Here is a 25237-nt window from a genome sequence, read left to right as displayed (position 1 = left end):
CTTTCAAGAGTAAAAAGGGTCAAGCCTGGGCGCGCTGGCCGGTCACCACGTTATCGGCGGGCGCTGCTTCCAGCACGCGGCCACGGGTTTCCGGCAGGCACAATGCGGCGATCACCGCGACGCCGTAGGCAATCCCGGCATCGATGCCGATGGCCGAGCCGAGGGACATGGAGTCGCTCATATGCCCCACCAGGAACGGAAACACTGCGGACAAGACGCGCCCGAAGTTGTAGCAAAAGCCCACGCCGGCACCGCGCACATCCGCCGGGTACAGCTCGTTGAACAACGCCCCGAGGCTGGCCGGAATGCCGGCCGCGAAAAAGCCCAGCGGGAAGCCGAGGAACAGCATCTGCGTATTGGTCAACGGCAGGAACACATAAGCCTGCACGGTGATCACGCAGCACAGCGCGAACAGCACGATATTCTTGCGTCGGCCGATGCGATCAATCAGCAGACCACTGGCGATGCAGCCGCACCAGAAGGCAAAGATGATCACCGCCAGGTAGCCGCCGGAGTTGAGTACCGACAGGTTGCGCTCGGTCTTGAGGAAGGTTGGCAGCCACGTCATCACCGCGTGGTAACCGCCGTGGGCCCCCAGGCCCAACAGACCGCCGAACAGCGTGACGCGAATCAGCTCAGGACGAAAGATGCCCGCCAGCGACTTGAAGAAGCTCTGTGGAATCGCCTGTTCTTTTTGCAGGCGCTGGAAGCTGTCGGGCTCTTCAACATTGCGGCGCACCCAGATAATCAGGAACGACGGCAGCAGGCCCACTACAAACATCACGCGCCAGGCCATGTCCTGCGGCACAAACGAATAGATCAGCGCAAACACTCCGACCGCGACGCCCCAGCCCACGGCCCAGGCGCTCTGCACGGTGCCCATCACCTTGCCGCGATACTTCGGGTTGATGGTCTCGGCCATCAACACCGCGCCCGCCGCCCACTCACCGCCAATGCCAAAGCCTTGCAGCGCCTTGACGATCAACAACTGGTGGAAGCCCGTGACAAACGCCGACAAAAAGGTGAAGAACGAGAACCACAGAATCATCCACTGCAAGGTACGCACCCGGCCATAGCGGTCGGACAAGGTGCCGCCGACCCAACCGCCGATGGCCGAGGTCACCAGCGTGACAGCGCTGATCAAACCTGCATCGCCCTTGGTCAAGGCGAAGGCGGCGATCAGTGCCGGGATCGCCAGGCCGAACATCTGTACTTCCAGTGCGTCGAGGGACCATCCGCCGAAGCAGGCCCAGAACGTTTTGCGCTCCCGAGGAGTGACTTGGCGATACCAACTGAACATGATTTTTATCCTTATAGGTCAAACGCGAGGCAGCCGGGCGCGAACCGTGCCGCAGCCGGGCCAGTGTTGGGCAAACAGTTAAAGGTGCGGGTGTCGGGTCAGCGAATGTCCACGCGGTAGCGGAAGTGCTCGGCGTGCCCACGGGAGCGTCGCCACTCCAGGGGTTGGCCGGCGTAATCGCGGGCCAGGCGCTCGATCACCACCACCGGGCTGTTGACCGGCACCTGCAGCAAGCGCGCGTACACCTCGTTGACCGATTCGGCGGTCAGGGTCTCCTCGGCCGAGGCCACCACTTGCCCGCAGACGTCTTCATACACCGGATACAGCAACGGGCCTTGCTGGGACAAATCAATATCCAGCAACGCCTGGAAGCGCGTGCGCGGCAGCCAGATCTCTTCGGCCAGCAGCGGCTGCACATCAAACAAACGGGTACGCAGGATGCGGATCACCTGGGCCTCGGGCGCCAGGCCCAACGCCTCACTGACCGCCGACGGCGCGGCCAGGGATTCAACCGTGAGGATGCGGCTCTCCGGCACCTGGCGCTCGCCCGCAGGACCTTGAAACCGGAAGAAGCGAAACAGGGAGGACTGGAATTGCGGGCGGCGCACAAAGGTGCCCCGGCCCTGCTGGCGCTCAAGAATGCCTTCGCTCACCAACGCATCGACGGCCTTGCGCACCGTGCCGGTGGACAGTTCGTACTCGGCGGACAGCACCGCTTCGGTGGGAATGGCTTCACCGGGGCGCCAGCGATTGTTGGCGATCTGCTCGACCAAGTGGTCGCGCAGGCGTTGGTAAAGCGGCAGACGGGCGTCACTGGACAAGGTATTCATGGGGCCACATTCACTTTGTTATTTAGTCATATATATGAATATGGCGAGAGTATTTGTCCGCTGGGTGACGGCTGTCAAGCGCGTCACCACGCCTAGAGGATGAATGGTCGGTTACAGCACTGGGCGTTGCTGTTGCACCCAAGCCTGCACGAACGGGCGCTGCCACTGGCGCTGCGCGTATTCCACCAACTCGGCGGGCACGCTGTCGCCGTTGAGGATCAGGCGATTGAGCATCACCGCCAGGTCCACATCCGCAATCGACCACTCGCTGAACAGATACGCCCGGTTACCCGCCAACAGCGCCTGGGCCGCGCTGATCAGCTTGCGCGCCGCCGCTTCGGCCACGGGGGACAAGGGCGGCATCTTCTGCCCGTAGAACACCACCATCGTCGAACGCTCCTGGCGGATCGGCAGCAAGTCACTGCGCAACCACGCCTGCACCTGCCGCGCCCTCGCCCGCTGCCGGGGATCGGTCGGATAGACCGGCGTCTCGGGGTAAGCCTCTTCCAGGTACTCCGTGATTGCCGAAGACTCCGACAGCGCAAAATCTGCTTCCACCAGCGTTGGCACGCGCTGGGTCAGGGACAGTTGGGCGAAGTCGGCGGCCTGGTTCTGTGCAGCATCCAGGTCCAGAGTCAAGGTGTCGAACACCAGGCCTTTTTCCCGCAGGGTAACGAACACCGACATCGCGTAGGGACTGGTATACAAATGATCAACATACAGGCGCAACGGACGCTGGCTCATAACGATTCTCCGTGAGTGGAACACCACGCTACGAGATGTGCGGCGAGAAAGACAATGCGCTGTTTTTATGGGGGCATTCCTGGTGGGAATAGCCGCACCCGCTGTAACGGCAACGCCTGCCAAGGTAGACTTTCCACCCAGCGCGCACCTGCGTAGCACTGAAAAAGGATGTTCGTCTTGCGCTTTCCCTTCGCCGTGTTTTTGTCGTTCTCCTGTGTTTCCTACGTGGCGTCGGCCAGTGATCTCCCCGCACTGCCCGGTGAAGCGCAGTATCAGCAAGCCGCCGCCCTGTTAAAGAAAAGCGACGCTGAGTACGCCGACCTGATGCGCTCAGTACTGGCCAAGAAAACACCTGCCGATGTGGACGAGAAGAAAGCGAACCTGGCGCTCATCCAACAACGCTTGAGCGAATCAGCGCAGGCAGGACATCCCGTTGCCGAATACCGCCTGATGCTCCTGTATCAGATCTATTTGGTGCCCGGCATAGAACAAGAGATGTGCCAACTGGCAATCTCAAGCCTGGAGCACGGCTTTGCCCCGGCCGCACTTTACGTCGACAACACTTGCCTGGACTATGTGATGGGCCCCAAGTACATGCCGGCGCTGCAAAACGCCCTGGCTAAAATGGACGACTTTGCACCTTACTACCCGCAGCCCGCCGTCTGGTTGACCTGCGGCGCGCCGCCCAAGGGCGTCGAGCTGCAATCAGGCAGCGAAAACGATTACCGCGCCGAACTCTATAAAGTGCTCGCCAGCCGAACCAATCGCAGAACCGCCCGGCCGTTGCGTATTGAATACCTTGAGAAAGCGCTGGCAACCAACGGCTGCCCCAACGCGCGCAAACGCCTGGAAATCGACCGGGACGCTCAATAGCCGCTAGCCAGAGAACCCGCCCGCGTCCAGAAACCTACGCTCGGCGTCGGTGGTAGCCCTGGCCAACACCTCGTTTCGGTGGGGAAAGCGCCCGAACTGCTCAATGATGCGCGCGTGCTCCTTGGCCCAACGGTAAGTGTTGGCGTCCAACTGCTGGTTCAGGACCAGTGAGCGCTGCTGATCCGCCGAGTCTTCAGAATGTTCGAACGGTAGGTAGCAGAACGCGCGCAATGCCGGCTCGACCTGCTGATCCAATCCGGCATCGACCATGCGCCTCGCATACAGGCGCGCCAATGGGTCGGTGGCGAACATGTGGGCAGTGCCGCGAAAGGCGTTGCGCGGGTATTGGTCAAGCAGGATCAGCAGCGCCAGGGCTCCTTGCGCCGAATCCAGCCAATGTTCCAGTTCGCGCCGGGCGGCTTGCAGGTGGGCGGTGTGGAAAGTGTCGCGGAAGGTGGCGTCGAAGGCGTCATCCTTGGCGAACCAGTGTTTGGGGCCAGCGTGTTTCCAGAAGTCGAGGACGGATTGAGGGGTAGTCATGATAAGCGGCCTGCACAAGCAATTTTACTGACAGTATCAGAATCCTCGGTGGGGCGAAGATCAATGTGGGAGCGGGCTTGCTCGCTCCCACATTTGATCGGCGTCGTCGGTTAGAAGTCCACCGTTGCAGAGAGTTTGACCGTGCGCGGCTCACCCTGGGTCAGGTAGTTGTTGGCCGTCGACGCCGACGCCCAGTACGCCTTGTTCGCCACGTTTTCGACGTTAGCGCGCAGCGTGATGTACTTGTCATCGGCCTTGAAACCATAACGAGCGCCGAGGTCGACACGGGTCCAGGCGGGGATGCTCAGGGTATTGGCCGCGTTGACGTACTCGCCACCGGTGCGCAGCATCCGCGCGTTGACGGCGGCGCCCTGGAGGCCGGGAACATCCCAGTCGGCGCCGACGTTGTACTGGAAACGTGGCACGCCAGCCGCGCGGTTACCGTCGTTGAGGCCGTTGGAGGTGTTCTTCAGTTCGGTGTTCATCCAGGTCGCACCGGCCAGCAGGCGCAGGCCGTCAACCGGCTCTCCGAACACGTTCAGCTCTACGCCTTTGTTGATCTGCTCGCCATCGACGCTGAAGGTATTGGTGCCATTCGGGTTGGTGTTGGTGGCGCTGCTGGGCTGCTCGATTCGGTAGACACCCAAGGTCGCGCCAAAACCGTCCCAATCCAGCTTGACCCCGGCTTCGGTCTGCTTGCTGCGGTTAGGCGCAAAGACCTCGCCGGGGTTGGTGACGTTGGTCAACGGCGCGGTCGGCCCTTGGGCCAAGCCTTCGATGCGGTTGGCGTAGAACGACACGTGCTCCCACGGCTTGACCACCAGGCCATACACCGGCGTGGTGATGCTCTCGGCATAGTTGGCGTTGCGCACGCCCGTGGTGGTGTTCCACGCGTCTACCTCAATGGTCTGGCGCCGCACGCCCAGGGTCAGCAGCACACGATCATCGATAAAGCCCAGGGTGTCGGACACTGCCGCACTTTTGATGCGGTTCTTGCCGACGATGCGCGGGTCGTGGATGTCGCTGCCGAAGTAAGTAACGGACGGACGTGGGATCTGGGTCGGGTTATAGAGGTTGCCCGGACGGCGGTTGGCTTGCAAGATCGCTTCAAACGCCGAACGCTGCTCACCCCAGATGCCGGACAAACCGAAGTTCACCTGATGGCTCACCGGGCCGGTGTTGAAACGCCCGTTCAAGCCGGCCATGGCGCTCTTGTTGTCCTCGTCGTGAGGCGAGTACAAAAAGCCCACACGGCCACTGCCATCGTTGCCCACGTACAGCGACGAATACTGCCCGTTCTCCCGCGTGTGCTTGGCCCCGCCACCGACATAGGCGGTCCAGCTGTCATTCAAATCGTATTCGGCATTGAACATGCCATAGGTGTCTTCCAGCTCCGACCAGCTCCAGTCCTGGGCATAGTTGTGCTTGGCCGATGGCGCCTTCGGCACCTGTGTGCCGTTGGGATAGACCACCGAGCGACCGCTGTTGATGCGCTCTTTCTGGTAGCCGAAGTCGGTGGACACGCGCAGGCGATCGCCCCGGTAATCCAGGGCGACGGCCACCAGTTGCGAGCTTTTGAATTCATCCTCGATGGCCGTGTCGCCGCCATGCTTGGCCAGGTTGACCCGCGCGCCGAAGCGGTTGTCTTCACCGAACCGCTGGCCCAGGTCGAGGTGGCCGCCGCTCTGGCCATCGGTAGTGGTGTCGAGGCTGACGCTACGGGTTGGCACATCTTCGGCGCGCTTGGGCACCAGGTTGACGCTGCCGCCAATGCCGCTGCCGGCTGGCGATACACCGTTGACGAAGGCGTTGGGGCCTTTGAACAACTCGACCCGCTCCAGGGCTTCGGTGGTGATGATCTGTCGCGGCAGCACGCCGTACAGACCGTTGAAGGCAATGTCATCGGTGTTCAGCGGCAGGCCGCGAATGGTAAACACCTGGGAAAAATTGCCGAAGCCCGCCGACTGGCGCACCGACGCATCATTGAGCAGCACATCCCCGACAGTACGCGCCTGTTGGTCGGCGATGGTCTTGGCGGTGTAACTGACCACGCTGAACGGCACGTCATTGATCGAGCGATTGCCCAACACCCCCAGGCGCGCCGATCGGGCGACCTGGCCACCGCCATAGGTATCCGCCTGCGCCCCGCTCTCGCCGCTGATGGTGGTCGCGCCCAGTTGCACTGCATCGCCCGTTGCTTCAGGCGCCAGGGTGTAGCCATTGGCGCCGGTGCTTTGCAGTGCGTAGCCGCTGCCTTGCAGCAGTTGCATGAAGCCCACCTGCGCGGTGAAGCTGCCCTGCAAACCGGCGCTTTGCTGGTCGTTGAGCAGCGTGGAATCAAATGACAACGGCACCCCGGACAACGCCGCGAATTGCGCCAACACATTGCCCAACGGCCCCGGCGCAAGGTGGTAGCTGCGTGTCGCGCTGCTCGTCGGGGCGTCGGCTGCCACGGCGCTGTGCAGCGGCGCGATGGCAGCCAGGGCGACAGCCAGGCTCAAGGCCTTCAAGGGGCGGATCGGGTGCGGGGTGAAGGTCATGAGGGTTCCTGTCGACGCGGTGCAGAGTTGAGGGTTCTCCCCTACACCGGGCGACAACTGAAAAGGTATCAGCGAAACGGGAAAAAATTCAGCGCGGTTCGATCGTCACCCAGTAGCCGGTCAAGCTGCTGACCTTGACCGGCAGGGTTTCCTGCAACAAACGCAGGCTGGCGTCGGTGTCCCGCAGGGGGAACGCCCCGGACACGCTCAGCCCGGCGACGCTGTCGTGGCAGCGCAACACGCCGTGGCGGTAGCGTCCCAGTTCATCGAGCAAGTCCGCCAGGCGCATCTGCTGGGCCAGCAGCATGCCGCTTTCCCAGGTGGTGGCGCCGGCCTCCAGCGCCTGCACCGCGGCCACGCTGTCACTGCCGAACGCGCTCTGCTCGCCAGCCCTGAGGATCAGCCCACGACTGGCATGTTGCGGCAGCATTTCCACCGCACCGTCGAGCACCGCCACGCGGCTGCTCTGCTCGTCCACCCGCACGCTGAAATGCGTGCCCAGGGCGCGGGCGGTGCCGTGGCGGGTCTGCACCACAAACGGACGATGGGTCGGCGCGGGGTCCTTGGCGGTGGTGATCATCACTTCACCCTGCAGCAACTCGAGACACCGCAGCTGGTCGGTGAACGCGATATTCAATGAGCTGGCTGTGTTGATCAGCAGGCGCGTGCCATCCGGCAAAGTGAGGTTGCGTTGCTCGCCAACGGCGGTGTGCTGGTCGGCGGTCCACGGTTGCCACGGCTTTTGCCGGTAGGCCAGCCAGGTCGCAGGGCCCGCCAGCAGCAACAGGCCAAGCGCCTGGCGGCGGCCGAGGGATTTTTTGCGGCCGATACGCTTGAGGGTGTCGCCCGCAATCGCTGCCGGCACACTGTTGAAATCTCCCAGAATCGCCTGCGCCCGTTGCCAGGCCTGGGCGTGCTGGGCGCTGCGACCTTGCCATTGGGCGATGGCGCGACGGTCTTCGTCGGTGGCGCTGCCGGACTGCAACTGCACCATCCAGTCGGCGGCTTCACCGAGGATCAGCGGGTCGATAGACGGGTTCATGCCACGCTCAGGCACGCAAGGAACGCATCGCGCATGTAGCGTTTGACCGAGACCAGCGACACCTTCAATTCGTCGGCGATCTGCTGATAGGTCAAGCCGTCGAGCTGTGACATCAGGAAGGCCTGGCGGGTCTTTTCCGGCAAATCCCGCAACATGGCTTCGATGCGGTACAACGCCTCGAGGATCAGCCAGCGGGTTTCCGGCGACGGCACTGCCTGCTCGGGCAGGTGCGCGATGGTTTCCAGGTAGGCGCGCTCGACTTCCTGGCGACGCCAGCTGTCGATCATCAGGCCCTTGGCAATATGGGTGAGCAACGCGCGTGGCTCGCTGCCGAAACCGGCACTGTATTGGCGGGTGAGCAGGCGCATGAAGGTGTCGTGGGCCAGGTCGGCCGCATCGTTGGCATTGCCCAGCTTGCGGTCGAGCCAGCGGTACAGCCAACCATGATGTTCGCAGTACAACGCCTGGACAGGCAGATGGAGCGAAGACGACATGCCGATCACCCGAACCCGGTAGTAATTAAGAATTGATCGCATTCTAATCTGGGCAACGAATCGCGGCAACGCGTTAATTAATGTTATAGGATAACAACCCATTTTCGCCCTGCCCTGTGATCCTCGCCCATGACCGACGCTGTTCCCCTGCGCCAACGCCTGCTGTCCATCGACGCCCTGCGCGGCCTGGTGATCCTGTTCATGTTGCTGGACCATGTGCGCGAAACCTTCCTGCTGCACCGTCAGGTCAGCGATCCGATGACTATCGACAGCACCGAGCCCGCGCTGTTTTTCAGCCGCACCCTCGCCCACCTGTGTGCGCCAGTGTTTGTGTTGCTCACGGGCTTGTCGGCGTGGCTGTACGGCCAGAAATACCAGGGCCGGCGCGATGTGTCGGCGTTCCTGTTCAAACGTGGGCTGTTCCTGGTGGTGCTGGAGTTCACCCTGGTCAACTTCGCCTGGACCTTTCAGCTGCCGCCCAGCGTGATCTATATGCAAGTGATCTGGGCGATTGGCGTGAGCATGATCGCCCTTGCGGCACTGGTGTGGTTGCCGCGTCCGCTGCTGATCGTGTTGGCAGTGGTGATCATTGCCGGGCACAACCTGCTGGACGGGCTGCACTCCGACGCCGGTTCGGCACTGCACATTCCGTGGGCAATCCTGCATGAGCGCAGTTGGATCGAAGTGGGCGACTCGCTGCGCCTGCGCATCACTTATCCGGTGCTGCCGTGGATCGGTGTGATTGCCCTGGGCTACAGCCTCGGCCCGTGGTTTGCCAAAGGCATGTCGCCGGCGCTGCGTCAGCGTTATCTGTTGCTCGGCGGTATGAGTGCATTGATAGGGTTCGTGGTGTTGCGAGCAGCCAACGGGTATGGCGAAAAACCCTGGCAAGCCTATGACAGTGGCGTGCAGACCCTGATGAGCTTTTTCAACATCACCAAGTACCCGCCTTCGTTGTTGTTTCTGGCACTGACACTGGGGATCGGCTTGCTGCTGTTGCTGGCGTTTGAGAAGGCGGGAAGCAAGCGTTGGATCGGCCTGCTCGCCACCTTCGGTGCAGCGCCGATGTTCTTCTACCTGCTGCACCTGTACGTGCTGAAAATCCTCTACGTCGCGTGTGTGGCACTGTTTGGCCTGAATCACGGCAACTACTTCGGCGTCGACGGCATGGGTGCCATTTGGCTGGTGGCGTTGCTGCTGCCGCTGGCGCTGTATCTGCCGGTACGTTGGTTTGCCGGGCTCAAGACGCGACGCCGCGACCTGGCCTGGCTCAAGTACCTGTAGAAACCGGATAGCTTTTCTGTGGGAGCTGGCTTGCCTGCGATTGCATCACCTCGGTCTCTGCATAAAACCGGGGTGACAACATCCACTCACGTGGCGACCAGATGCACATAGAACGCGTGAAACATGAAATACGCACACACCGCCAGCGCCAGGCCCATGCAGCGGTTGAACACGGTAAACGCCGACGTCCCGTTGATCCGCCGCCCCAGCAGTGCACCAAGCAACGCATAGATCCACGGCGCACCAAACGCGCCAAAGGCCAGCAACGCCGACACCAGCGCAATCGACACCCCGGTGATATGCGCCGCCGGCAGCATGACGCTGGTGATCGGCAGCACCGCCATGATGCCCTTGGGGTTGAGCAACTGGATCACCAGGCCGTTCCAGAACGTGAGCGTCTTGGCCGGTGCGGTAGAGACTTTTTCATCGACCACCGTGCGCGCGGTGAACACCTGATAAGCCAGGTACAAGGTGTACACGCCGCCAATCAACGAGATATAGGGCAACGCCGCCTGGGAAATGATCGCCTCGCCGGTGTAGCCGAACAGCACGAACAACACCAGCATCGCGCAGCCTACGCCGATGAAAAACCCGGTGGAGCGCCGGAACTGGCCGGTGAGCCCGGCGTTGAGGCCCATGAAGTTCACGGGGCCGGGGCTGTACATGACGCTGAAGGCGTAGAGGAAGATGTCCATGGAAGACCTGCAGTAGAGGAAGTGCGGCGAGTCTACTGAGAGGGTTGGGGGGATTCTTGTACGTTTGTGGTTGGGCTGGATGGGGATGCTGCGCATCCCAGCGGGAGCAAGCTCCCTCGCCACAGGTATAGTGTTTGCCGGACCCTTCAGGACAAAACCAGACATGGATGTATTCACCCAAGGCAGTTGCCTCTGCGGCGCAATCACTTATCACGTTTCGACACCGCTCAAGGCCGTCACCCACTGCCACTGCAAAAAATGCCAGAAAGGGCATGGGGCGGCGTTCGCGACGTATGCCAGCGCGCGCCGATCAGACGTGACGATCCAGGCTGTGCGTGACACGCTGAAAAGCTATGAATCTTCGCCAGGTATCACCCGTCAATTCTGCTCGGAATGCGGTTCATCGCTGTTCTGGAGCGACGCTAAAGGAAAGTATCCAGAGTGGATTTCGATTGCGCTGGGCACGCTCGATACGCCGTTCAAGGTACAGAACCAGGCGCACAGTTGCATTGAGTCCAAGGCACCCTGGCTTCGTGGATAGATCCCAGCCTTTCAAGGTCTTTAGGTAGAACTGGCGATAAGTACCCTGTGGCGAGCGGGCTTGTCCCGCGTTGGGTTGCGAAGCGACCCTAGAAGGAGGCATGCGGTGAGTCAGGCCTTCTTCGGCCGCTGGTTCTGGGGCTGCTTCGCAGCCCAACGCGGGACAAGCCCGCTCGCCACAAGAGAACCAATGTGGGGCTCGACGGCTCCCACATTGGGTTTTGCAGTGTTAGAAAGGTCGTTACATCAACGGAATCGAGTAGTTCACAAACACCCGATTCTGATCCTGGTCCCGCGCCACTTCACTGCGCGACACGCCGTTGCGCCAGCCGAACCCGACGTTCTTGAACGTGCCGCTTTGCACCACGTAATCCAGCGAGATATCACGCTCCCACTCGCTAGCGTCGTTGCCGCTGGCGGTGAGGATGTGGTCGCCCTTCAAGTACATCACCGAGGCCTTCAACCCCGGCACGCCGAGTGACGCGAAGTCGTAGGCGTATTGCGCAAAGGCCGTGCGCTCGCCGGCCTGGATGAAGGTTTGCACGGTACGGTCGGTGTAGAGGTACAGGCTGGAACCTCCCTCCCCTTTGTTCACCAAACCGCCCTGGTTGAGCTGGGCGAAGTTGCTGTCGTCCGAGACTTGTTGGTAGCCGGCGGTGATCGCGTGCGGGCCCAGGGAGTAGATGAACGCCGCGCTCCAGGTGTTGTTGTCGATTTCGCCGGTGCCGTTCTTGGTATAGCCGCCGAGTTTGTAACCTTCAGCACGGCCAGAGGCGCTGCTGTTCTTGCCGTCGGAGGTGGTCTTGAAGTAGCGCAGGTCGGTTTTCAACGAGCCGTAGTCGCCCAGCGGCAATACGTGGATCAGCCCGGCGAAGTGCTGTTGATAATAGTCTTCGAGGTTGGCGTAGTAGTACTGGACCATCAGGTCCTTGGTCACCTGGTAATCGGCACCGGCGTAGTTGAATTTGTTGCTTTCCTGGGTGCCGCCCGCCGCCGCCAGGCCGCTGCGGTCGCTGGAGCCACGGCCGGTGGTGTGTTGCAGTTGGCCGCCGATCAGGGTCAGGTTGTCGATGTCCTTGCTGGTGATTTGCCCACCTTCGAACGACTGCGGCAACAGGCGGCCGTCGTTGCTCACCAGGATCGGCAGGTTCGGCCGCAGGTAGCCGTAGCGCAGTTCGCTCTTGGCAAAACGCGCCTTGGCCGTGGCGCCGCCACGGGCCCAGTTGTCGGTGGCCTTGCCGTCGTCGTTGGGGATCATCGAGCTGCCCACGTGGCGGCCGGCGCCGCTGTCCAGGGTGATGCCGAGCATGCCGATGGCGTCGAGACCAAAACCGACCGTGCCGTCGGTGAAGCCCGATTGATAGTTGAGGATAAACGCCTGGCCCCACTCTTCGGTCTTCGACGGTGCAGCGGCGCCGTCACGGTTGTCGTTGTTGAAGTAGAAGTTGCGCATACTCAAGTTGGCTTTACTGTCGCTCAAGAAATCAGCCGACGCCAAAGGGCTCAGGGCAACGCCCAGGCCGCCGGTCAACACGCTTAACATATTCAAAGTGGCTTTCATCACAACCTCAGTCAATTAACCCATGAGCGTCATAAAACGGATACGGCCCCGGGTACTCCCCGAATACGCCGTTGTGGCTGATCAAACCCTGTTGCGCCTCCCAGCGATGCAACAGATAGCCCGCCGGCTCCAGGTTGAAATGCGCGGGCGCCGCTTCTTGTAGGTCCAGTACGATCTGGTGCGAGGTGCCGGGGCACACACAACTCAGGCTGCCGCCGAAACGGCGCTGCATCGGCCGGTGCAAATGCCCGCACAGCAGGCGCTCGACTTGCGGATGACGGGCGACGACCTGCTCCAGCGCCGCCGCATTGATGAAGGGCTCGCGGTCCATATGGCCGATGCCGCTGATGAACGGCGGGTGATGCAAAATCAGTAAGGTCGGCGCATCCGGGCGCAGGGACAATTGCGCATCGAGCCAGTGCAATTGGCTGTCGAGCAACTGGCCGCCGTGACCGCCGGGGATGGTGGAGTCGAGGCCGATCAGGCGCAGCGGATGCTCGTCCACCACCCAGTCCAACGGGCCCTCTGCGCACACAGGCAAATACGCGTGATCCCGGAACGCCTCCAGCAGCGGCCCGCGCGCGTCGTGGTTGCCGGGCACCAGGTAGCACGGCATGTGCAGACGGGCGAGTTCGGGGTGCAGCACGGCGTATTCATCGGCGCGGCCAAAGTCCACCAGGTCACCGCTGATCACCACAATATCCGGGCGTGGGTGGCTGGCGTTGAGGTGATCCACGGCGCGGCGCAGCGCACCCAGGGTATCGACAACGCCGTAAGTAAGACGCTGGCCGGCTTTAAGGTGCAGGTCGCTGATCTGCGCGACAAGAAACGGACGATTCACAGTAGATTCTCAAGCATTCAGGGTGAACAACATGTGCGGCGCAATCGCCAGGGCGATCGGCGCGCCGACGGCGTACAGCTGGTTGTCGCTGCTGTCGACCAGCAGCGGTTGCGGGCCGCCCACATCCACCAGCAAGCGGCTTTGTGCGCCCTGGAAAAACTGCGCCAGCAGATGGCCGTGCAGGTGCCCTTCTCCCTCCATCACCTTCAGGTGTTCCGGGCGGCAATAGACCGTGCTGGGCCGCTCGGCGGCCTGCCACGGCAACTCGCCGCCGCAGACTTTCAAGCCATGGGCCGAGGGCTCGATTACCTCGAAGGCATTGAGGTTGCCGACGAAGCCCGCGACGAAGGCGTTGGCGGGTTTCTGGTAGATGTCACGCGGGCTGGCCAGTTGCGCGACACGGCCGTGCTCCATGACCAGGATGCGGTCGCCCAGGGCCATGGCTTCGCCCTGATCGTGGGTGACGAACACCGAGGTGATGCCAAGGCCGCGCAGCAGGTCATTCAGTTCGCTGCGCAGGCGCTCGCGCAATTGCGCGTCGAGGGCCGCCAGGGGTTCGTCCAGCAACAGCACTTTCGGACGCGGCGCCAAGGCACGGGCCAATGCCACGCGCTGGCGCTGGCCGCCGGAGAGTTCGTGGATGCTGCGCTTGCCGTGATGCTGCAAACCCACCAGCTCCAGCAACTCGTCGCAACGTTTGTTGCGCTCAGGCACCGACATCCCGCGAATCTTCAAGCCGTAGACGATATTTCCCGCCACATCCAGGTTGGGAAACAGCGCGTAGTTCTGGAATACCATGCCCACGTCGCGACGCTCGATGGGCAGGCGCGTCACGTCCTGGTCACCGAACAACACCTGGCCCACATCCGGGCGCTCCAGGCCGGCGATCAGGCGCAAGGTGGTGGTCTTGCCACAACCGGACGGGCCGAGAATCGCCAGGGTTTCGCCGCCCTCGACGGTCAGGTTCAAGTCATGCACGGCCACGGTGCCGTCGGCGAACGCCTTGCGACAGCCTTGCAGGCGGATAGTGATAGCGGTCATCGACGCTCTCCACGGGACAAACGGGCACTGATGGCCTGCAACGCAATCAGCAGCGGCACGATCATCAGCAAAAAGATAAGGGTGTAGGCGCTGGCGATCTCCAGGCGCGCCGAGGCGTAGCTGTCGGCCAGGCCCACGGGCAGCGTCTTGGTCATGGGCGTGTGGAGCATCCAGGTCAGGTTGAATTCACCCAGGGACAAGGTCACCACCATCAGCACGCCGGCCAGGATTCCCGCGCGGCAGTTGGGCACCACCACACTGAAAAAGCGCTTGATCGGACCGGCGCCCAAACTGGCCGCCGCCTCTTCCAGCACCGGCAGTTGCTGGCGTTGCATCACCGCCATCACCGGGCGTACCAAAAACGGCAAGGTGAACAGCACATGCCCGACCAGGATGAACAGCCAACTGCTGCGAAAGCTGCCGAACTGGCCGTAGGTGAGCAGCAAGGCCAATGCACTGGCCAACCCCGGCATTGCCACGGGCAGCACCATCAGCTCTTCGAAGGCGCGGCTGAAGCGGTTGTTCATCCGCACCAGGGCGTAGGCCGCCGGCACGCCGATCACGCAGACACACACCGCGCAGGCCAGCGCCAATTGCAACGACAACCACACAGTGGGCGAATAGGCCTGCCACACCTGGACCAACCAATCGAAGGTCAAGCCGCTGGACAGACCGACGAAGAAGTTGCGGGTCAAACCCGCCAACAACGACATCACCACCGGCACCAACATGAAGGCGCACACCAGCAGGGTAAACAGCAGTTGCAGCACAAACAGCGATGAGCGTTTCACAGCACAGTCCCCGCGTTTTTCACCAGGCGCCGCGTCAGCAGCAACACCGCCCAGGTCACCCCGCCCAGCACCACCGACAGCGCAGCGGCGACGGCAAAGTTGGCGTAGTTGGTGAATACGTTGTAGATCGCCACCGGGGTGACATTCAGGCGCGTGCCCAAGGTAAACGCCGTGCCGAAGGCGCCCATGGACGTGGCAAAACAGATCGCCCCGCAGGACGCCAATGCGGGCGCCAGGCCCGGCACGATCACGTCGCACACCACGCGCCAATGCCCGGCGCCCAGGGAATGCGCGGCTTCTTCCAGGCTGCGATCAAGGCTCTCGCAGGCCGCCATCACCGTGAGGATCACCCGTGGAATCGAGAAGTACAGGTAGCCCACGAACAGCCCCGCCAGCGAGTAGGCAAAGATCCAGCGCTCGCCAGCCAGTTGCAGGCCCAGTGAGGCCAGCAGGCCTTGACGACCGGCCAGCAGAATCACCAGGAAGCCCACCACCACACCGGGAAAGGCCAACGGAAAGGTGAGCAACGCCACCAGCGCCGAGCGCCCGAAAAACTGGTGTCGGGCGAGGAACACACCGCTGATGCCGCCGATCACCAGCGCCACCAGCGTCACCACCACGGCCAGGATCAGCGTTTGCCCAAGGCTGCCCAAGTACTGCGCGCTGCTGAGCACCTGCCAGTAACCGCTACCATTGCTGTCGCGACTCTCGGCGCCGAGCACCATCAAGTGCGCCAGCGGCAGCAGCCAAAAGGCGAGCAGCACCGCAAAGGCCGGGGCCAGTGCCCAGGCGGCATGTCTTGCCGATGCTGCCACTTACTTGACCTCGTTCAGGTAACGGGCGGCGAAGGCTTCCTGCACTGCGGCCATTTTTTCGTAGTCCACTACCCCGGCGCGGGCGTAGTCGCTGTCCGGCAGGAACTGCGCGGCCACGTCAGCCGGCATTTTCATTGGGCGCACTGGGCGCAGGTAGGCCTTGGCCCAGAGTGCCTGGCCTTCGTCCGACAGCACGAAGTCGAGGACCTTTTGCGCATTGGCGCGGTGCGGTGCGTTGGCCACCAGGCTCATCACGTAGGGCACGCTGATGCTGCCTTCCTTCGGGATCACGAAGGCGACGTTGGCCTTATCTTTGTAGCGCGCGCGGTAGGCGTTGAAGTCGTAGTCCACCAGGATCGGCAACTCACCGGACAGCACCCGCGCATAGGCGGTTTGCTTGGGCACGATGGGCGCGTTCTTCGCCAACTTCTGGAAGTAGTCGATGGCCGGTGCGAAGTTGTCCAGGTCGCCACCCAGGGCACGGTTGATCGCCACGGCCGAGACGTAGCCGACGAAAGCACTGGACGGGTCGAGGTAACCGACCATGCCTTTGTATTCCGGCTTGAGCAGGTCCGACCAGCTTTGCGGCACCGGCAAACCACCCAGCGCATCAACATTGACCATGATGCCCAAGGTGCCGGAGTGGATCGCGAACCAATGGCCGGCCGGATCTTTCAAGCCAGCGGGAACCTGCTCCCAGGCCTTGGGTTTATAGGTGTCGACCACCTCGGCTTTTTGTGCCTGCAGGCCGAAAGTCACGCCGTAGTACACGACGTCGGCCACCGGCGCGGCTTTTTCCGCCACCAACTGCGCCAGCGACTGGCCGGAGTTCTTGTTGTCCAGCGGTACTTGCACGCCGGTGCTGGCGGCGATGGCCTTGAGCTGGGTGCCCCAGTCGGCCCAGTCCGGCGGGCAGTTGTAGCAGATCGCGGTTTCGGCGGCCTGGGCCAGGCTGGCCGCACCGCACAGCAGCACGGCTGCCAGGGTTTTACTGAGTGCGCGCATCAAGGGTTTCCTCGTGGGGTTGAGTACTGTCGCCCGGCCGGATATGGCAAGGCAGGCAATGGGACGTCGGGGCGTTGCCGGCGATCTGCGCCAGCAGTTGGTCAATCACGGTGCTGGCCAGCAAGGCGATGGGCTGCACCACGCTGCACAGGGTCGGGTGCATCTGGGTGCCGAGGCTGATGCCGTCGAAGCCCATCACCGACAGTTGTTCGGGCACGTTCCAGGCGTTGCGGCGCAGTTCGGCGATCAGGCTGATCGCCAGGAAGTCGTTGGAGCACACCAGTGCAGTCGGGGCTTCGGCGCCTCGCAAAAAAGGCTCGATGGCGGCGAATTCGGCCTGGGTGTGGGCCGGCATTTCGATCACCGCGCGGGGTTCCAGGCTGTATTCGCGCATGGCGTCGCAATAACCGGCGTAGCGCAGGCGGGCACGGTCGGACTGCAACGCAGGGCCGGCGACCATGCCGATGCGTCGGTGCCCGGCTTCCAGCAGGTAACGTGTGGCCAGCGCCATGCCCGCGCGGTTGTCCACCGACACGGCGCTGTAGTTGGGATTGCTCGGTTGGTGATAAGCCAGCACGAACGGGGTTTGCTCGGTGTTCAAGCTGCTGAGCACGCTGTTGCTCTCGGCATCGGTGACCGTCAGCACCAGGCCATCGACACGCTGGCGCAACAGTTCTTCCACCACGATGCATTCGCGCTCGCTGCTGTAGTCGGTGGTCGCCAGCAACAGGCTGTAGCCCCGCGCCCGAGCGGCGCGCTCCATGGCCTGGAACTGTTCGGCAAACACCGGGTTGAGCAGGTTGGGCACCACCACGCCGATCAACTGGGTGGTTTGCAGGCGCAGCTGGCGGCCCAGCAGATTGGGGCGAAAACCCAACTCACGGGCGGCGGCGAACACCTGCTCACGGGTGGTCGGGCGCACCTGGTCGGGGGAAGCAAAAGTGCGGGCGGCGGTGGCGCGGGATACGCCCGCCAGCCGGGCTACGTCTTTCAGGTCAGTCATTGTCACTCGCTTGAGATCGATCTCATTGGCGAGGACAGTAGCGGGGGAATGTGGCAGTTCGGCGGTAAGGAGATGACAGTTTGATGGCACCTGGCTTGCTACCCATTGATCCGGCGTATGCCCATAGATGGTCATACTCAGCGGGTATCATTGAAACCAAGGGCAGCAAAATCCGCCCACTAACCTTTCGATTCGATCCAAGTGCGGGCACAATGCGTGTCCTTTTTTGGCAGGCACCGCCGCAGGCTCTCAAAAATGATCAAAACGCCGTACTACCTCATCGATAAACAGAAGCTTCTGGTCAACATGCAGAAGATTGCTTACGTGCGCGAGCAGTCCGGCGCCAAGGCGTTGCTGGCGCTCAAGTGCTTTGCCACCTGGTCGGTGTTCGACCTGATGCAGCAATACATGGACGGCACCACCTCGTCGTCGCTGTATGAGCTCAAGCTCGGCCGCCAGAAGTTCGAAGGTGAGGCACACGCCTACAGCGTGGCTTGGGCCGACGACGAAATCGAAGAGATGCTGGATAACTGCGACAAGATCATCTTCAACTCGATCAGCCAGCTGCAACGCTTTGCCGAACGTTCCGAAGGCAAGACTCGCGGCCTGCGCGTCAACCCGCAGGTGAGCAGCTCCGATTACCTGCTGGCCGACCCGGCGCGCCCGTTCAGCCGCCTGGGCGAATGGGACCCGGTGAAGATCGAAGGCGTGATCGAGCAGATCTCCGGCTTCATGTTCCACAACAACTGCGAGAACGGCGATTTCAGCCTGTTCGACAAGATGCTGGGCACCATCGAAGAACGCTTCGGCGCGCTGCTGCACAAGGTCGAGTGGGTCAGCCTCGGCGGCGGCATCCACTTCACCGGTGAAGACTATGCGGTGGACGCGTTCTGCGCACGCCTGAAGGCGTTCTCCGAAAAGTACGGCGTGCAGGTGTACCTGGAACCCGGCGAAGCGGCGATCACCAACAGCGCCTCCCTGGAAGTCACCGTGCTCGACACCCTCTACAACGGCAAGCACCTCGCCGTGGTAGACAGCTCCATCGAAGCCCACTTGCTGGACCTGCTGATCTATCGCCTCAACGCCAAGCTGGCGCCAAGCGACGGTGAACACACCTTCATGGTGTGCGGCAAATCCTGCCTGGCCGGGGACATCTTCGGCGAATATCAATTTGATCGTCCGCTGGCCATCGGCGATCGGCTGTCGTTCATCGACACCGCAGGCTACACCATGGTCAAGAAAAACTGGTTCAACGGCCTGAAAATGCCGTCCATCGTAGTGAAACAACTCGACGGTACTGTCGAGGTGGTTCGTGAATTTGGTTACGACGACTACCTGTCCAGCCTTTCGTAAGCTGGCGGATAAAGGAGAGATAAAGCAATTGAAAAAGAACGTTCTTATCATTGGTGCAGGAGGTGTCGCCAAGGTGGTGGCCCACAAGTGCGCGCAGCACAACGACGAACTCGGTCGTATTGCTATCGCGTCGCGCAACATCTCCAAATGCCAGGCCATCATCGACAGCGTCAAGGCCAAGGGTAGCCTCAAGGTTCCCGCCGACATCCAAGCCTTCGCGCTGAACGCCCTGGACGTGGAAGCGACCAAGGCCCTGATCCGCGAGACACAATCGCAGATCGTCATCAACGTAGGCTCCGCGTTCCTCAACATGTCGGTACTGCGTGCCTGCATCGATACGGGCGTTGCCTACCTCGACACCGCCATCCACGAAGAGCCGGGCAAGGTCTGCGAGACCCCGCCGTGGTACGGCAACTACGAATGGAACCACCTGGAAGAGTGCAAACAGAAGAACATCACCGCCATCCTTGGCGTGGGCTTCGACCCGGGTGTCGTCAACGCGTACGCCGCGCTGGCGCAGCAACAGCATTTCGACCGCATTGATTCGATCGACATCCTCGACGTCAATGCCGGCTCCCATGGCAAATACTTCGCCACCAACTTCGACCCGGAAATCAACTTCCGCGAGTTCACCGGACAGGTGTGGAGCTGGCAGAACAGCCAGTGGACCAGCAACACCATGTTCGAAGTCAAACGCACTGATGACCTGCCGGTCGTCGGTTCGCAGAACCTCTACCTCACCGGCCACGATGAAGTGCACTCGCTGTCGAAAAACCTCGACGTGCCCAACGTGCGCTTCTGGATGAGCTTCGGCGAGCACTACATCAACGTGTTCACCGTGCTGAAAAACCTCGGCCTGCTCTCCGAAAAACCGGTCACCACCGCCGAAGGCCTGGAAGTCGTGCCGTTGAAACTGGTCAAGGCCGTGCTGCCCGACCCGTCTTCGCTCGCCCCCGGCTACACCGGCAAGACCTGCATCGGTGACCTGGTCAAGGGCACCAAAAATGGCCAGCCCCACGAGATGTTCATCTACAACGTGGCCTGCCATGAAGAAGCCTTTGCCGAGACTGACAGCCAAGGCATCTCCTACACCGCAGGCGTGCCACCAGTGGCCGCTGCGCTGCTGGTTGCCCGTGGCGAATGGGATGTGAAGCACATGGCCAACGTCGAGGAACTGCCGGCTGAGCCGTTCCTGAAGGCGCTGGACGTGATGGGGTTGCCGACTCGGATCAAAGACGAGAACGGTGATCGGGCTTGGGATGCGATTGCCTGATTAGGCGATAGCGACCCGAACAAAAAAATGCGCCTCCAGGGGCGCATTTTTTTTGGGCCAACATGGCCCTCACGACCAATGAGGTCAACTGTGGGAGCTGGCTTGCCTGCGATAGCCGTGTGTCAGACAGCACATCTGGTACTGCAAGACCGTTATCGCAGGCAAGCCAGCTCCCACATTTGATCTCCAGCGGATGTGAGATAGATTCATTCGAGGTTGCGCGCCGAATTACTCAGAGCCCTAGAACATTGCAACAACGCCGGCGCCAACTGCTTCTCTGCATCCGCCCTGCTCCACCGACTGGTCGGCGCCACCACATGCACCGCCGCCACCGGGCGGCCATTGGCACCCAACACCGGCGCGCCGATGGTCATATCGCCCAGGAACAGCTCCTGGCCATTCACCGCGTAGCCCTGCTCGCGCACCTGTTGCAACGACTTCAGAATCTGCTCGATGTCAGTCAGCGTCTGGCTGGTGTGGGCAATGCGCTGGCTGTTCTCGATCAACACCAACGCCTCCTCCTGCGGCAACGCGCTCAAATACGCGCGCCCCGACGCCGTGCAATACATCGGCACCCGCGAACCGATCGGCATATGCACCGGCACGAACCCTGAGCTGACGAACCGCGCGATATAGGTCATGTCGTAGCCCGCAGGCTCGGTGAGGCATGACGTTTCGCCGGTCAACCGCGTCAGCTCCGACAGAAACGGGTTGGCCACCTCGATCAACGAATGCGCATCCAGATAACTGAAGCCCAACTCCAGCACCCGGGGTGTGAGTTGGTAATGCCGTGTGCGGGAGTGTTTCCGAAGGTAACCCAGGCTTTCCAGGGTAAACACCATGCGCTGGGCCGAGCTTTTGGTCATGCCGGCGGCCTCGGCCACCTCTGCAAGGCTCATGCTACGGCGCTGTGCACTGAATGCCTTGAGCACCGACAGGCCTTTTTCCAGGGATTGGTTGTGCAGACTGTTGCGTTCTTCGGACATGGCGGACTCGCGGTCAGGTCGATCAGGCGTGGCGATATTTCTACCTCAAATCACAAAAATAGACCATGAAATATCGCATATCGATACGAATGGTTCATTTAATCGGATTTCATTAGCACATATCGATTTTTATCAATCGAAATGGCACAGAGCTTGCGATTTCATCAATAACCGCTCGCGGTACTGACGATCCGTTTTCCTTCTGGAGTAACCCGATGAACAGTCTTTCGCCCTTGTTTCGCCGCCTTGCCTTCGGTCTGTGCGCCGCCGTTTGTGTCAGCGCCGCGCACGCAGACAGTGCGTCCTCGTACAAAGTCGGTGCAACGGCCAGTGGCTCGCCGTTTACCTTTCTCGACATCAAGAGCAACAGCATCCAGGGCGTGATGGTGGATGTGGCTTAGGCCGTGGGCAAGGCCGGCGGTTTCACCAGCCAGATCGAACAGACCAACTTTGCCGCGCTGATTCCGTCGCTCACCTCGGGCAAGCTGGACTTCATTTCCGCCGGCATGCTCAAGACCGAAGAGCGCACCAAGGTGGTCGACTTCAGCGCGCCGGTATATGCCTACGGTGAAGGCCTGATCGTCAATGCCGACGACAACACCGCCTACCCCGACCTCATGCCACTCAAGGACCAGGTGGTCGGCGTACAGGCCGGCACCGTCTTCTATGACCAACTGAACAAGCTCGGCATCTTCAAGGAAATCCGCACCTACGATTCCATCGGCGAGATGGTCCGCGACCTGTCCCTGGGCCGCATCAAGGCCGCCGTGGGCGACCAGCCGGTGGTGGCCTACCAGATCCGCCAGAAGCTGTTCAAAGGCGTGAAACTCGCCCCGGACTACAAGCCCACCCATGTCGGCGAAGTGTGCCTGGTGGTGCGCAAGGGTGACGCGCAAACCCTCGAACGCCTGAACACCGCCATCGCCAGCATCAAGGCTGACGGCACCCTGGACAGCATCCTCAAGAAGTGGGGACTTGATACCCAGGTGCGCCCATGAACCCGGCTGAGTTCCTGCAAAACGCCCAGGACTTCTTGCCGATCCTGCTGCAAGGCGCCTGGGTGACGGTCCAGATTACCGTGCTGTCGTTCCTGCTCAGCAGCGCGATCGGCCTGGTGCTGGCGCTGCTCAAGCTGTCGCCGATCCGCGCGCTGTCGTGGACGGCCAGCACCATCATCAACGTGATCCGTGGCCTGCCGATCATTGTGCAGCTGTTCTACATCTACTTTGTGCTGCCGGACATGGGCGTGCACCTCACCGCGTTCTACGCGGGCGTGATCGGCATGGGCATCGCCTACTCGGCGTACCAGGCCGAGAACTTCCGCACCGGCATCATCGCCGTCGAACAGGGCCAGCGCGAGGCCGCCGAAGCCTTGGGCATGCGCTCGGCACTGATGATGCGCCGGGTGATCCTGCCGCAGGCGTTCCGCATCGCCCTGCCGCCCTACGGCAACACCCTGGTGATGATGCTCAAGGACTCGTCGCTGGTATCGACTATTACCGTGGCCGAGATGACCCGCCAGGGCCAACTCATCGCCTCGTCCACCTTCCAGAACATGACCGTCTACACCCTGGTCGCCCTGCTCTACCTGCTGATGAGCCTGCCGCTGGTGTATGGCCTGCGCCGCATGGAACAGCACCTGGGCCGGAGGAAAAAAGCATGATCGAGATACGCCAACTGCAAAAACATTACGGCAGCCACCGCGTGCTGCACGGCGTCGACCTGGACGTGGCCAAGGGCGAAGTGGTGTGCCTGATCGGCCCTTCGGGTTCAGGCAAGTCCACCTTGCTGCGCTGCATCAATGCGCTGGAAGCTTATGACGGCGGCGTCATCACCGTGTTCGGCCAAACCGTACAACGCGGCAGCAAGACCGTGCACGCCCTGCGCAGCCGCATGGGCATGGTGTTCCAGCGCTTCAACCTGTTCCCCCATCGCACCGTGCTGGAAAACGTCATGGAAGGCCCGGTGTATGTCAAAGGCGAACCTGCGCAACAGGCCCGCGAGGAAGCCTTGGAATTGCTGGAAAAGGTCGGCTTGAGTACCAAGGCCGACGCCTACCCGGAGCAACTCTCCGGTGGCCAGCAACAACGCGTAGCCATCGCCCGCGCCCTGGCGATGAAACCCGAAGCGATGCTGTTCGACGAACCTACCTCGGCCCTCGACCCGGAACTGGTGGGCGATGTGCTGGCAGTGATGCGCACCCTGGCGGATGAAGGCATGACCATGATCGTGGTCACCCATGAAATGGGCTTTGCCCGCGAAGTGGCCGACCGCGTGTGCTTCCTGCATGGCGGCTACATCGTCGAAAGCGGTGCGGCGGAACAGGTGCTGGGCAATCCGCAGCACCCGCGCACCCAGGACTTCCTGCGCCGTGTGCTGCATCCCACTGGCGATACGCGGAGCCTGTCATGAAATCATTGTGGTCCGCGACCGCACCGTCGGTGGTGCCGACGCCTGCGTTGAGTGAATCGGTGAAGGTCGATGTGGCGATTGTCGGTGCGGGCTATACCGGCTTGTCCACGGCGCTGCATTTGGCCGAGCGCGGCGTGAGCGTCTGCGTGTTGGAAGCCAATGAGCCGGGTTGGGGTGCGTCGGGGCGCAACGGTGGGCAGGTCAACCCCACCCTCAAATATGACCCGGAACAACTGGTGCAGATGTATGGACCGGAACGCGCCGAGCCGTTGATCTCAACCGTGTCGAACTCGGCGGACCTGGTGTTCAAGCTGATCGAAAAACACGGCATCGATTGCGCGCCGGTACGCAAGGGCTGGATGCAGGTGTCGTACACCGAAAAAGGCGTCGCCGGGTTGCATGCGCGAGCAGATCAGTGGGCCCGGCGGGGTGTGCCGGTACATCGCCTGGATGCAACGGCGGTGGCTTCACGCATGGGCAGTGACGCGTTTGCCGGTGGCTGGCTGGACGGCCGCGCCGGGGCGATTCAGCCGTTGGCATATGCCCGTGGGTTGGTGGGCGCAGCGTTGACGGCGGGTGTAAGGATTCATGGGCAGAGTGCGGTGACGGGGTTGCAGCGCCAAGGTTCGGGCTGGCAATTGACGACGGCAACGGGTGCGCAAGTGAGCGCCGAGAAAGTGGTGCTCGCCACCAACGGCTACAGCGGTAACCTGTGGCCGGGCATGGCGCAAAGCATCCTCGCGGCCAACAGTTTTATCGTCGCGACCAAGCCTCTGACGGGGCGTGCAGCCGAGAGCATTTTGCCCGGCCAGGAAACCGTCTCCACCGCACAAAGGCTGCTGCTGTACTTTCGCAAAGACAGCCATGGCCGCTTGTTGATGGGCGGACGCGGGCTGTTCAACGACCCCACTTCGCCCACGGACTTTGCTCACCTGGAGCGTTCGTTGGCGCTGCTGTTTCCGCAGTTGGGGCCATTGGAATTCGAATACCGCTGGGCTGGGCGAATCGCGATCACACGGGACTTCATGCCCCATGTCCACGAACCGGCGCCGGGGCTGACATTGGCGCTGGGTTGTAATGGTCGTGGGATTGCGCTGTGTACCAGCCTGGGGCAGCAACTGGCGGGGCGGTTGTGTGACCGCAAGGCAGAGTTTGCCTACCCGGTGACGCCGTTGCAGCGCTTGCCGATGCATGGGTTGCAGCGGTTTTATATCGGGGCGGGGGTGGCGTGGTACAGCTTGTTGGATCGGTTGCATATCAGCTGAGATCCATCG

At 61.9% G+C, this 25237-nt stretch carries 24 protein-coding genes and 1 pseudogene; 9 read left to right on the top strand and 16 right to left on the bottom strand.

What is annotated here, in order from left to right; all coding sequences use genetic code 11:
* Positions 1 to 19: 19 nt before the first annotated feature.
* The 3 genes from ACP7BX_RS15765 to yfcF form a co-directional block, all read right to left on the bottom strand.
* A complete protein-coding gene (locus ACP7BX_RS15765; RefSeq protein ID WP_269130980.1) occupies positions 20 to 1300 on the bottom strand; it encodes an MFS transporter in 1281 nt (426 codons plus the stop codon).
* A gap of 98 nt (positions 1301 to 1398) precedes the next feature.
* Entirely contained in the window at positions 1399 to 2130 is a 732-nt protein-coding gene (locus tag ACP7BX_RS15760; RefSeq protein WP_016977148.1) for a GntR family transcriptional regulator, read from the bottom strand.
* A 111-nt stretch (positions 2131 to 2241) separates the two neighbouring features.
* The gene (gene yfcF / locus ACP7BX_RS15755) at positions 2242 to 2874 is read right to left on the bottom strand and encodes a glutathione transferase (protein ID WP_426160919.1); all 633 of its coding nucleotides are present in this window, start codon (positions 2872 to 2874) and stop codon (positions 2242 to 2244) included.
* A 177-nt stretch (positions 2875 to 3051) separates the two neighbouring features.
* Between yfcF and ACP7BX_RS15750 the strand changes: the two genes are divergently transcribed.
* Complete coding sequence (locus tag ACP7BX_RS15750) at positions 3052 to 3747, top strand: hypothetical protein (RefSeq protein ID WP_426161271.1); 696 nt, start codon at positions 3052 to 3054, stop codon at positions 3745 to 3747.
* Positions 3748 to 3750: 3 nt separating this feature from the next.
* Here ACP7BX_RS15750 and ACP7BX_RS15745 read toward each other — a convergent pair whose 3' ends face one another.
* The 4 genes from ACP7BX_RS15745 to ACP7BX_RS15730 all read right to left on the bottom strand — a co-directional run bounded on the left by ACP7BX_RS15745 (position 3751) and on the right by ACP7BX_RS15730 (position 8363).
* On the bottom strand, positions 3751 to 4287 hold the full coding sequence (locus ACP7BX_RS15745; RefSeq protein WP_426160921.1) for a DUF924 family protein: 537 nt from the start codon (positions 4285 to 4287) through the stop codon (positions 3751 to 3753).
* A gap of 110 nt (positions 4288 to 4397) precedes the next feature.
* The gene (locus ACP7BX_RS15740; RefSeq protein WP_426160922.1) at positions 4398 to 6827 is read right to left on the bottom strand and encodes a TonB-dependent siderophore receptor; all 2430 of its coding nucleotides are present in this window, start codon (positions 6825 to 6827) and stop codon (positions 4398 to 4400) included.
* An 88-nt stretch (positions 6828 to 6915) separates the two neighbouring features.
* Positions 6916 to 7869 carry a FecR domain-containing protein gene (locus tag ACP7BX_RS15735; RefSeq protein WP_426160923.1) on the bottom strand — a complete coding sequence of 318 codons (954 nt, stop codon included), beginning with the start codon at positions 7867 to 7869 and terminating at the stop codon, positions 6916 to 6918.
* Positions 7866 to 8363 (bottom strand): sigma-70 family RNA polymerase sigma factor, encoded by a 498-nt coding sequence (locus ACP7BX_RS15730; RefSeq protein ID WP_314528134.1) that lies wholly within the window; start codon positions 8361 to 8363, stop codon positions 7866 to 7868. Before ACP7BX_RS15730 ends, ACP7BX_RS15735 begins: the two co-directional genes overlap by 4 nt.
* 129 nt (positions 8364 to 8492) lie before the next feature.
* Here ACP7BX_RS15730 and ACP7BX_RS15725 point away from each other — a divergent pair, with 129 nt between their 5' ends.
* Positions 8493 to 9647: a DUF1624 domain-containing protein gene (locus ACP7BX_RS15725; RefSeq protein WP_426160924.1), complete on the top strand. Its 1155-nt coding sequence runs from the start codon at positions 8493 to 8495 to the stop codon at positions 9645 to 9647.
* Between the two features lie 86 nt (positions 9648 to 9733).
* Here the strand turns inward: ACP7BX_RS15725 and ACP7BX_RS15720 are convergent, their stop codons facing one another.
* On the bottom strand, positions 9734 to 10342 hold the full coding sequence (locus ACP7BX_RS15720) for a LysE family translocator (protein WP_426160925.1): 609 nt from the start codon (positions 10340 to 10342) through the stop codon (positions 9734 to 9736).
* Between the two features lie 163 nt (positions 10343 to 10505).
* Between ACP7BX_RS15720 and ACP7BX_RS15715 the strand changes: the two genes are divergently transcribed.
* The gene (locus tag ACP7BX_RS15715; RefSeq protein ID WP_426160927.1) at positions 10506 to 10883 is read left to right on the top strand and encodes a GFA family protein; all 378 of its coding nucleotides are present in this window, start codon (positions 10506 to 10508) and stop codon (positions 10881 to 10883) included.
* A gap of 240 nt (positions 10884 to 11123) precedes the next feature.
* On the opposite strand, the gene ACP7BX_RS15710 is transcribed toward ACP7BX_RS15715, so the two are convergent.
* Genes ACP7BX_RS15710 through ACP7BX_RS15680 form a run of 7 tightly spaced genes read right to left on the bottom strand, consistent with a single transcriptional unit; the run spans position 11124 to position 17939 of the window.
* Positions 11124 to 12443, bottom strand: coding sequence for an OprD family porin (locus ACP7BX_RS15710; RefSeq protein WP_269130989.1), 1320 nt, complete (start codon positions 12441 to 12443; stop codon positions 11124 to 11126).
* A 7-nt stretch (positions 12444 to 12450) separates the two neighbouring features.
* Positions 12451 to 13284: a phosphodiesterase gene (locus tag ACP7BX_RS15705; protein ID WP_426160998.1), complete on the bottom strand. Its 834-nt coding sequence runs from the start codon at positions 13282 to 13284 to the stop codon at positions 12451 to 12453.
* Positions 13285 to 13293: 9 nt separating this feature from the next.
* Entirely contained in the window at positions 13294 to 14325 is a 1032-nt protein-coding gene (locus ACP7BX_RS15700; RefSeq protein ID WP_426160997.1) for an ABC transporter ATP-binding protein, read from the bottom strand.
* A complete protein-coding gene (locus ACP7BX_RS15695) occupies positions 14322 to 15116 on the bottom strand; it encodes an ABC transporter permease (RefSeq protein WP_038846943.1) in 795 nt (264 codons plus the stop codon). Before ACP7BX_RS15695 ends, ACP7BX_RS15700 begins: the two co-directional genes overlap by 4 nt.
* On the bottom strand, positions 15113 to 15931 hold the full coding sequence (locus tag ACP7BX_RS15690; RefSeq protein ID WP_233891077.1) for an ABC transporter permease: 819 nt from the start codon (positions 15929 to 15931) through the stop codon (positions 15113 to 15115). The genes ACP7BX_RS15695 and ACP7BX_RS15690 overlap by 4 nt, the downstream gene beginning before the upstream one ends.
* Complete coding sequence (locus ACP7BX_RS15685; protein WP_426160995.1) at positions 15932 to 16936, bottom strand: ABC transporter substrate-binding protein; 1005 nt, start codon at positions 16934 to 16936, stop codon at positions 15932 to 15934. It lies immediately after the preceding gene.
* On the bottom strand, positions 16920 to 17939 hold the full coding sequence (locus ACP7BX_RS15680) for a LacI family DNA-binding transcriptional regulator (RefSeq protein ID WP_426160993.1): 1020 nt from the start codon (positions 17937 to 17939) through the stop codon (positions 16920 to 16922). The genes ACP7BX_RS15685 and ACP7BX_RS15680 overlap by 17 nt, the downstream gene beginning before the upstream one ends.
* A gap of 255 nt (positions 17940 to 18194) precedes the next feature.
* On the opposite strand from ACP7BX_RS15680, the gene ACP7BX_RS15675 reads away from it, so the two are divergent.
* A complete protein-coding gene (locus ACP7BX_RS15675) occupies positions 18195 to 19292 on the top strand; it encodes a carboxynorspermidine decarboxylase (RefSeq protein ID WP_028616547.1) in 1098 nt (365 codons plus the stop codon).
* Between the two features lie 28 nt (positions 19293 to 19320).
* Complete coding sequence (locus tag ACP7BX_RS15670) at positions 19321 to 20565, top strand: saccharopine dehydrogenase family protein (protein WP_038846952.1); 1245 nt, start codon at positions 19321 to 19323, stop codon at positions 20563 to 20565.
* Between the two features lie 206 nt (positions 20566 to 20771).
* Here the strand turns inward: ACP7BX_RS15670 and ACP7BX_RS15665 are convergent, their stop codons facing one another.
* The gene (locus ACP7BX_RS15665; RefSeq protein ID WP_269130995.1) at positions 20772 to 21551 is read right to left on the bottom strand and encodes an IclR family transcriptional regulator; all 780 of its coding nucleotides are present in this window, start codon (positions 21549 to 21551) and stop codon (positions 20772 to 20774) included.
* A 215-nt stretch (positions 21552 to 21766) separates the two neighbouring features.
* Here ACP7BX_RS15665 and ACP7BX_RS15660 point away from each other — a divergent pair.
* From ACP7BX_RS15660 to ACP7BX_RS15645, 4 genes and pseudogenes are all read left to right on the top strand, one after another.
* Positions 21767 to 22549 (top strand): annotated as a pseudogene (locus ACP7BX_RS15660) (ABC transporter substrate-binding protein).
* Positions 22546 to 23214 carry an amino acid ABC transporter permease gene (locus ACP7BX_RS15655; protein ID WP_426160992.1) on the top strand — a complete coding sequence of 223 codons (669 nt, stop codon included), beginning with the start codon at positions 22546 to 22548 and terminating at the stop codon, positions 23212 to 23214. Before ACP7BX_RS15660 ends, ACP7BX_RS15655 begins: the two are co-directional and overlap by 4 nt.
* The gene (locus tag ACP7BX_RS15650; protein ID WP_426160991.1) at positions 23211 to 23963 is read left to right on the top strand and encodes an amino acid ABC transporter ATP-binding protein; all 753 of its coding nucleotides are present in this window, start codon (positions 23211 to 23213) and stop codon (positions 23961 to 23963) included. The genes ACP7BX_RS15655 and ACP7BX_RS15650 overlap by 4 nt, the downstream gene beginning before the upstream one ends.
* Positions 23960 to 25228, top strand: coding sequence for an NAD(P)/FAD-dependent oxidoreductase (locus ACP7BX_RS15645; protein WP_426160990.1), 1269 nt, complete (start codon positions 23960 to 23962; stop codon positions 25226 to 25228). The genes ACP7BX_RS15650 and ACP7BX_RS15645 overlap by 4 nt, the downstream gene beginning before the upstream one ends.
* The last annotated feature ends 9 nt before the right edge of the window (positions 25229 to 25237 follow it).

The sequence above is a fragment of the Pseudomonas sp. DWP3-1-3b3 genome, from assembly GCF_049896305.1.
GTDB classification, from domain to species: Bacteria; Pseudomonadota; Gammaproteobacteria; order Pseudomonadales; family Pseudomonadaceae; genus Aquipseudomonas; species Aquipseudomonas azotoformans_A.
This window is presented reverse-complemented; position numbering and strand designations above follow the sequence as displayed.

What these genes read in the sequence shown, in the direction of transcription:
- ACP7BX_RS15765 (WP_269130980.1), bottom strand. Translation starts at nt 1,300, where the DNA reads ATGTTCAGTTGGTATCGCCAAGTCACTCCTCGGGAGCGCAAAACGTTC.
- ACP7BX_RS15760 (WP_016977148.1), bottom strand. Translation starts at nt 2,130, where the DNA reads ATGAATACCTTGTCCAGTGACGCCCGTCTGCCGCTTTACCAACGCCTG.
- yfcF (WP_426160919.1), bottom strand. Translation starts at nt 2,874, where the DNA reads ATGAGCCAGCGTCCGTTGCGCCTGTATGTTGATCATTTGTATACCAGT.
- ACP7BX_RS15745 (WP_426160921.1), bottom strand. Translation starts at nt 4,287, where the DNA reads ATGACTACCCCTCAATCCGTCCTCGACTTCTGGAAACACGCTGGCCCC.
- ACP7BX_RS15740 (WP_426160922.1), bottom strand. Translation starts at nt 6,827, where the DNA reads ATGACCTTCACCCCGCACCCGATCCGCCCCTTGAAGGCCTTGAGCCTG.
- ACP7BX_RS15735 (WP_426160923.1), bottom strand. Translation starts at nt 7,869, where the DNA reads ATGAACCCGTCTATCGACCCGCTGATCCTCGGTGAAGCCGCCGACTGG.
- ACP7BX_RS15730 (WP_314528134.1), bottom strand. Translation starts at nt 8,363, where the DNA reads ATGTCGTCTTCGCTCCATCTGCCTGTCCAGGCGTTGTACTGCGAACAT.
- ACP7BX_RS15725 (WP_426160924.1), top strand. Translation starts at nt 8,493, where the DNA reads ATGACCGACGCTGTTCCCCTGCGCCAACGCCTGCTGTCCATCGACGCC.
- ACP7BX_RS15720 (WP_426160925.1), bottom strand. Translation starts at nt 10,342, where the DNA reads ATGGACATCTTCCTCTACGCCTTCAGCGTCATGTACAGCCCCGGCCCC.
- ACP7BX_RS15715 (WP_426160927.1), top strand. Translation starts at nt 10,506, where the DNA reads ATGGATGTATTCACCCAAGGCAGTTGCCTCTGCGGCGCAATCACTTAT.
- ACP7BX_RS15710 (WP_269130989.1), bottom strand. Translation starts at nt 12,443, where the DNA reads ATGAAAGCCACTTTGAATATGTTAAGCGTGTTGACCGGCGGCCTGGGC.
- ACP7BX_RS15700 (WP_426160997.1), bottom strand. Translation starts at nt 14,325, where the DNA reads ATGACCGCTATCACTATCCGCCTGCAAGGCTGTCGCAAGGCGTTCGCC.
- ACP7BX_RS15685 (WP_426160995.1), bottom strand. Translation starts at nt 16,936, where the DNA reads ATGCGCGCACTCAGTAAAACCCTGGCAGCCGTGCTGCTGTGCGGTGCG.
- ACP7BX_RS15680 (WP_426160993.1), bottom strand. Translation starts at nt 17,939, where the DNA reads ATGACTGACCTGAAAGACGTAGCCCGGCTGGCGGGCGTATCCCGCGCC.
- ACP7BX_RS15675 (WP_028616547.1), top strand. Translation starts at nt 18,195, where the DNA reads ATGATCAAAACGCCGTACTACCTCATCGATAAACAGAAGCTTCTGGTC.
- ACP7BX_RS15665 (WP_269130995.1), bottom strand. Translation starts at nt 21,551, where the DNA reads ATGTCCGAAGAACGCAACAGTCTGCACAACCAATCCCTGGAAAAAGGC.
- ACP7BX_RS15655 (WP_426160992.1), top strand. Translation starts at nt 22,546, where the DNA reads ATGAACCCGGCTGAGTTCCTGCAAAACGCCCAGGACTTCTTGCCGATC.
- ACP7BX_RS15650 (WP_426160991.1), top strand. Translation starts at nt 23,211, where the DNA reads ATGATCGAGATACGCCAACTGCAAAAACATTACGGCAGCCACCGCGTG.
- ACP7BX_RS15645 (WP_426160990.1), top strand. Translation starts at nt 23,960, where the DNA reads ATGAAATCATTGTGGTCCGCGACCGCACCGTCGGTGGTGCCGACGCCT.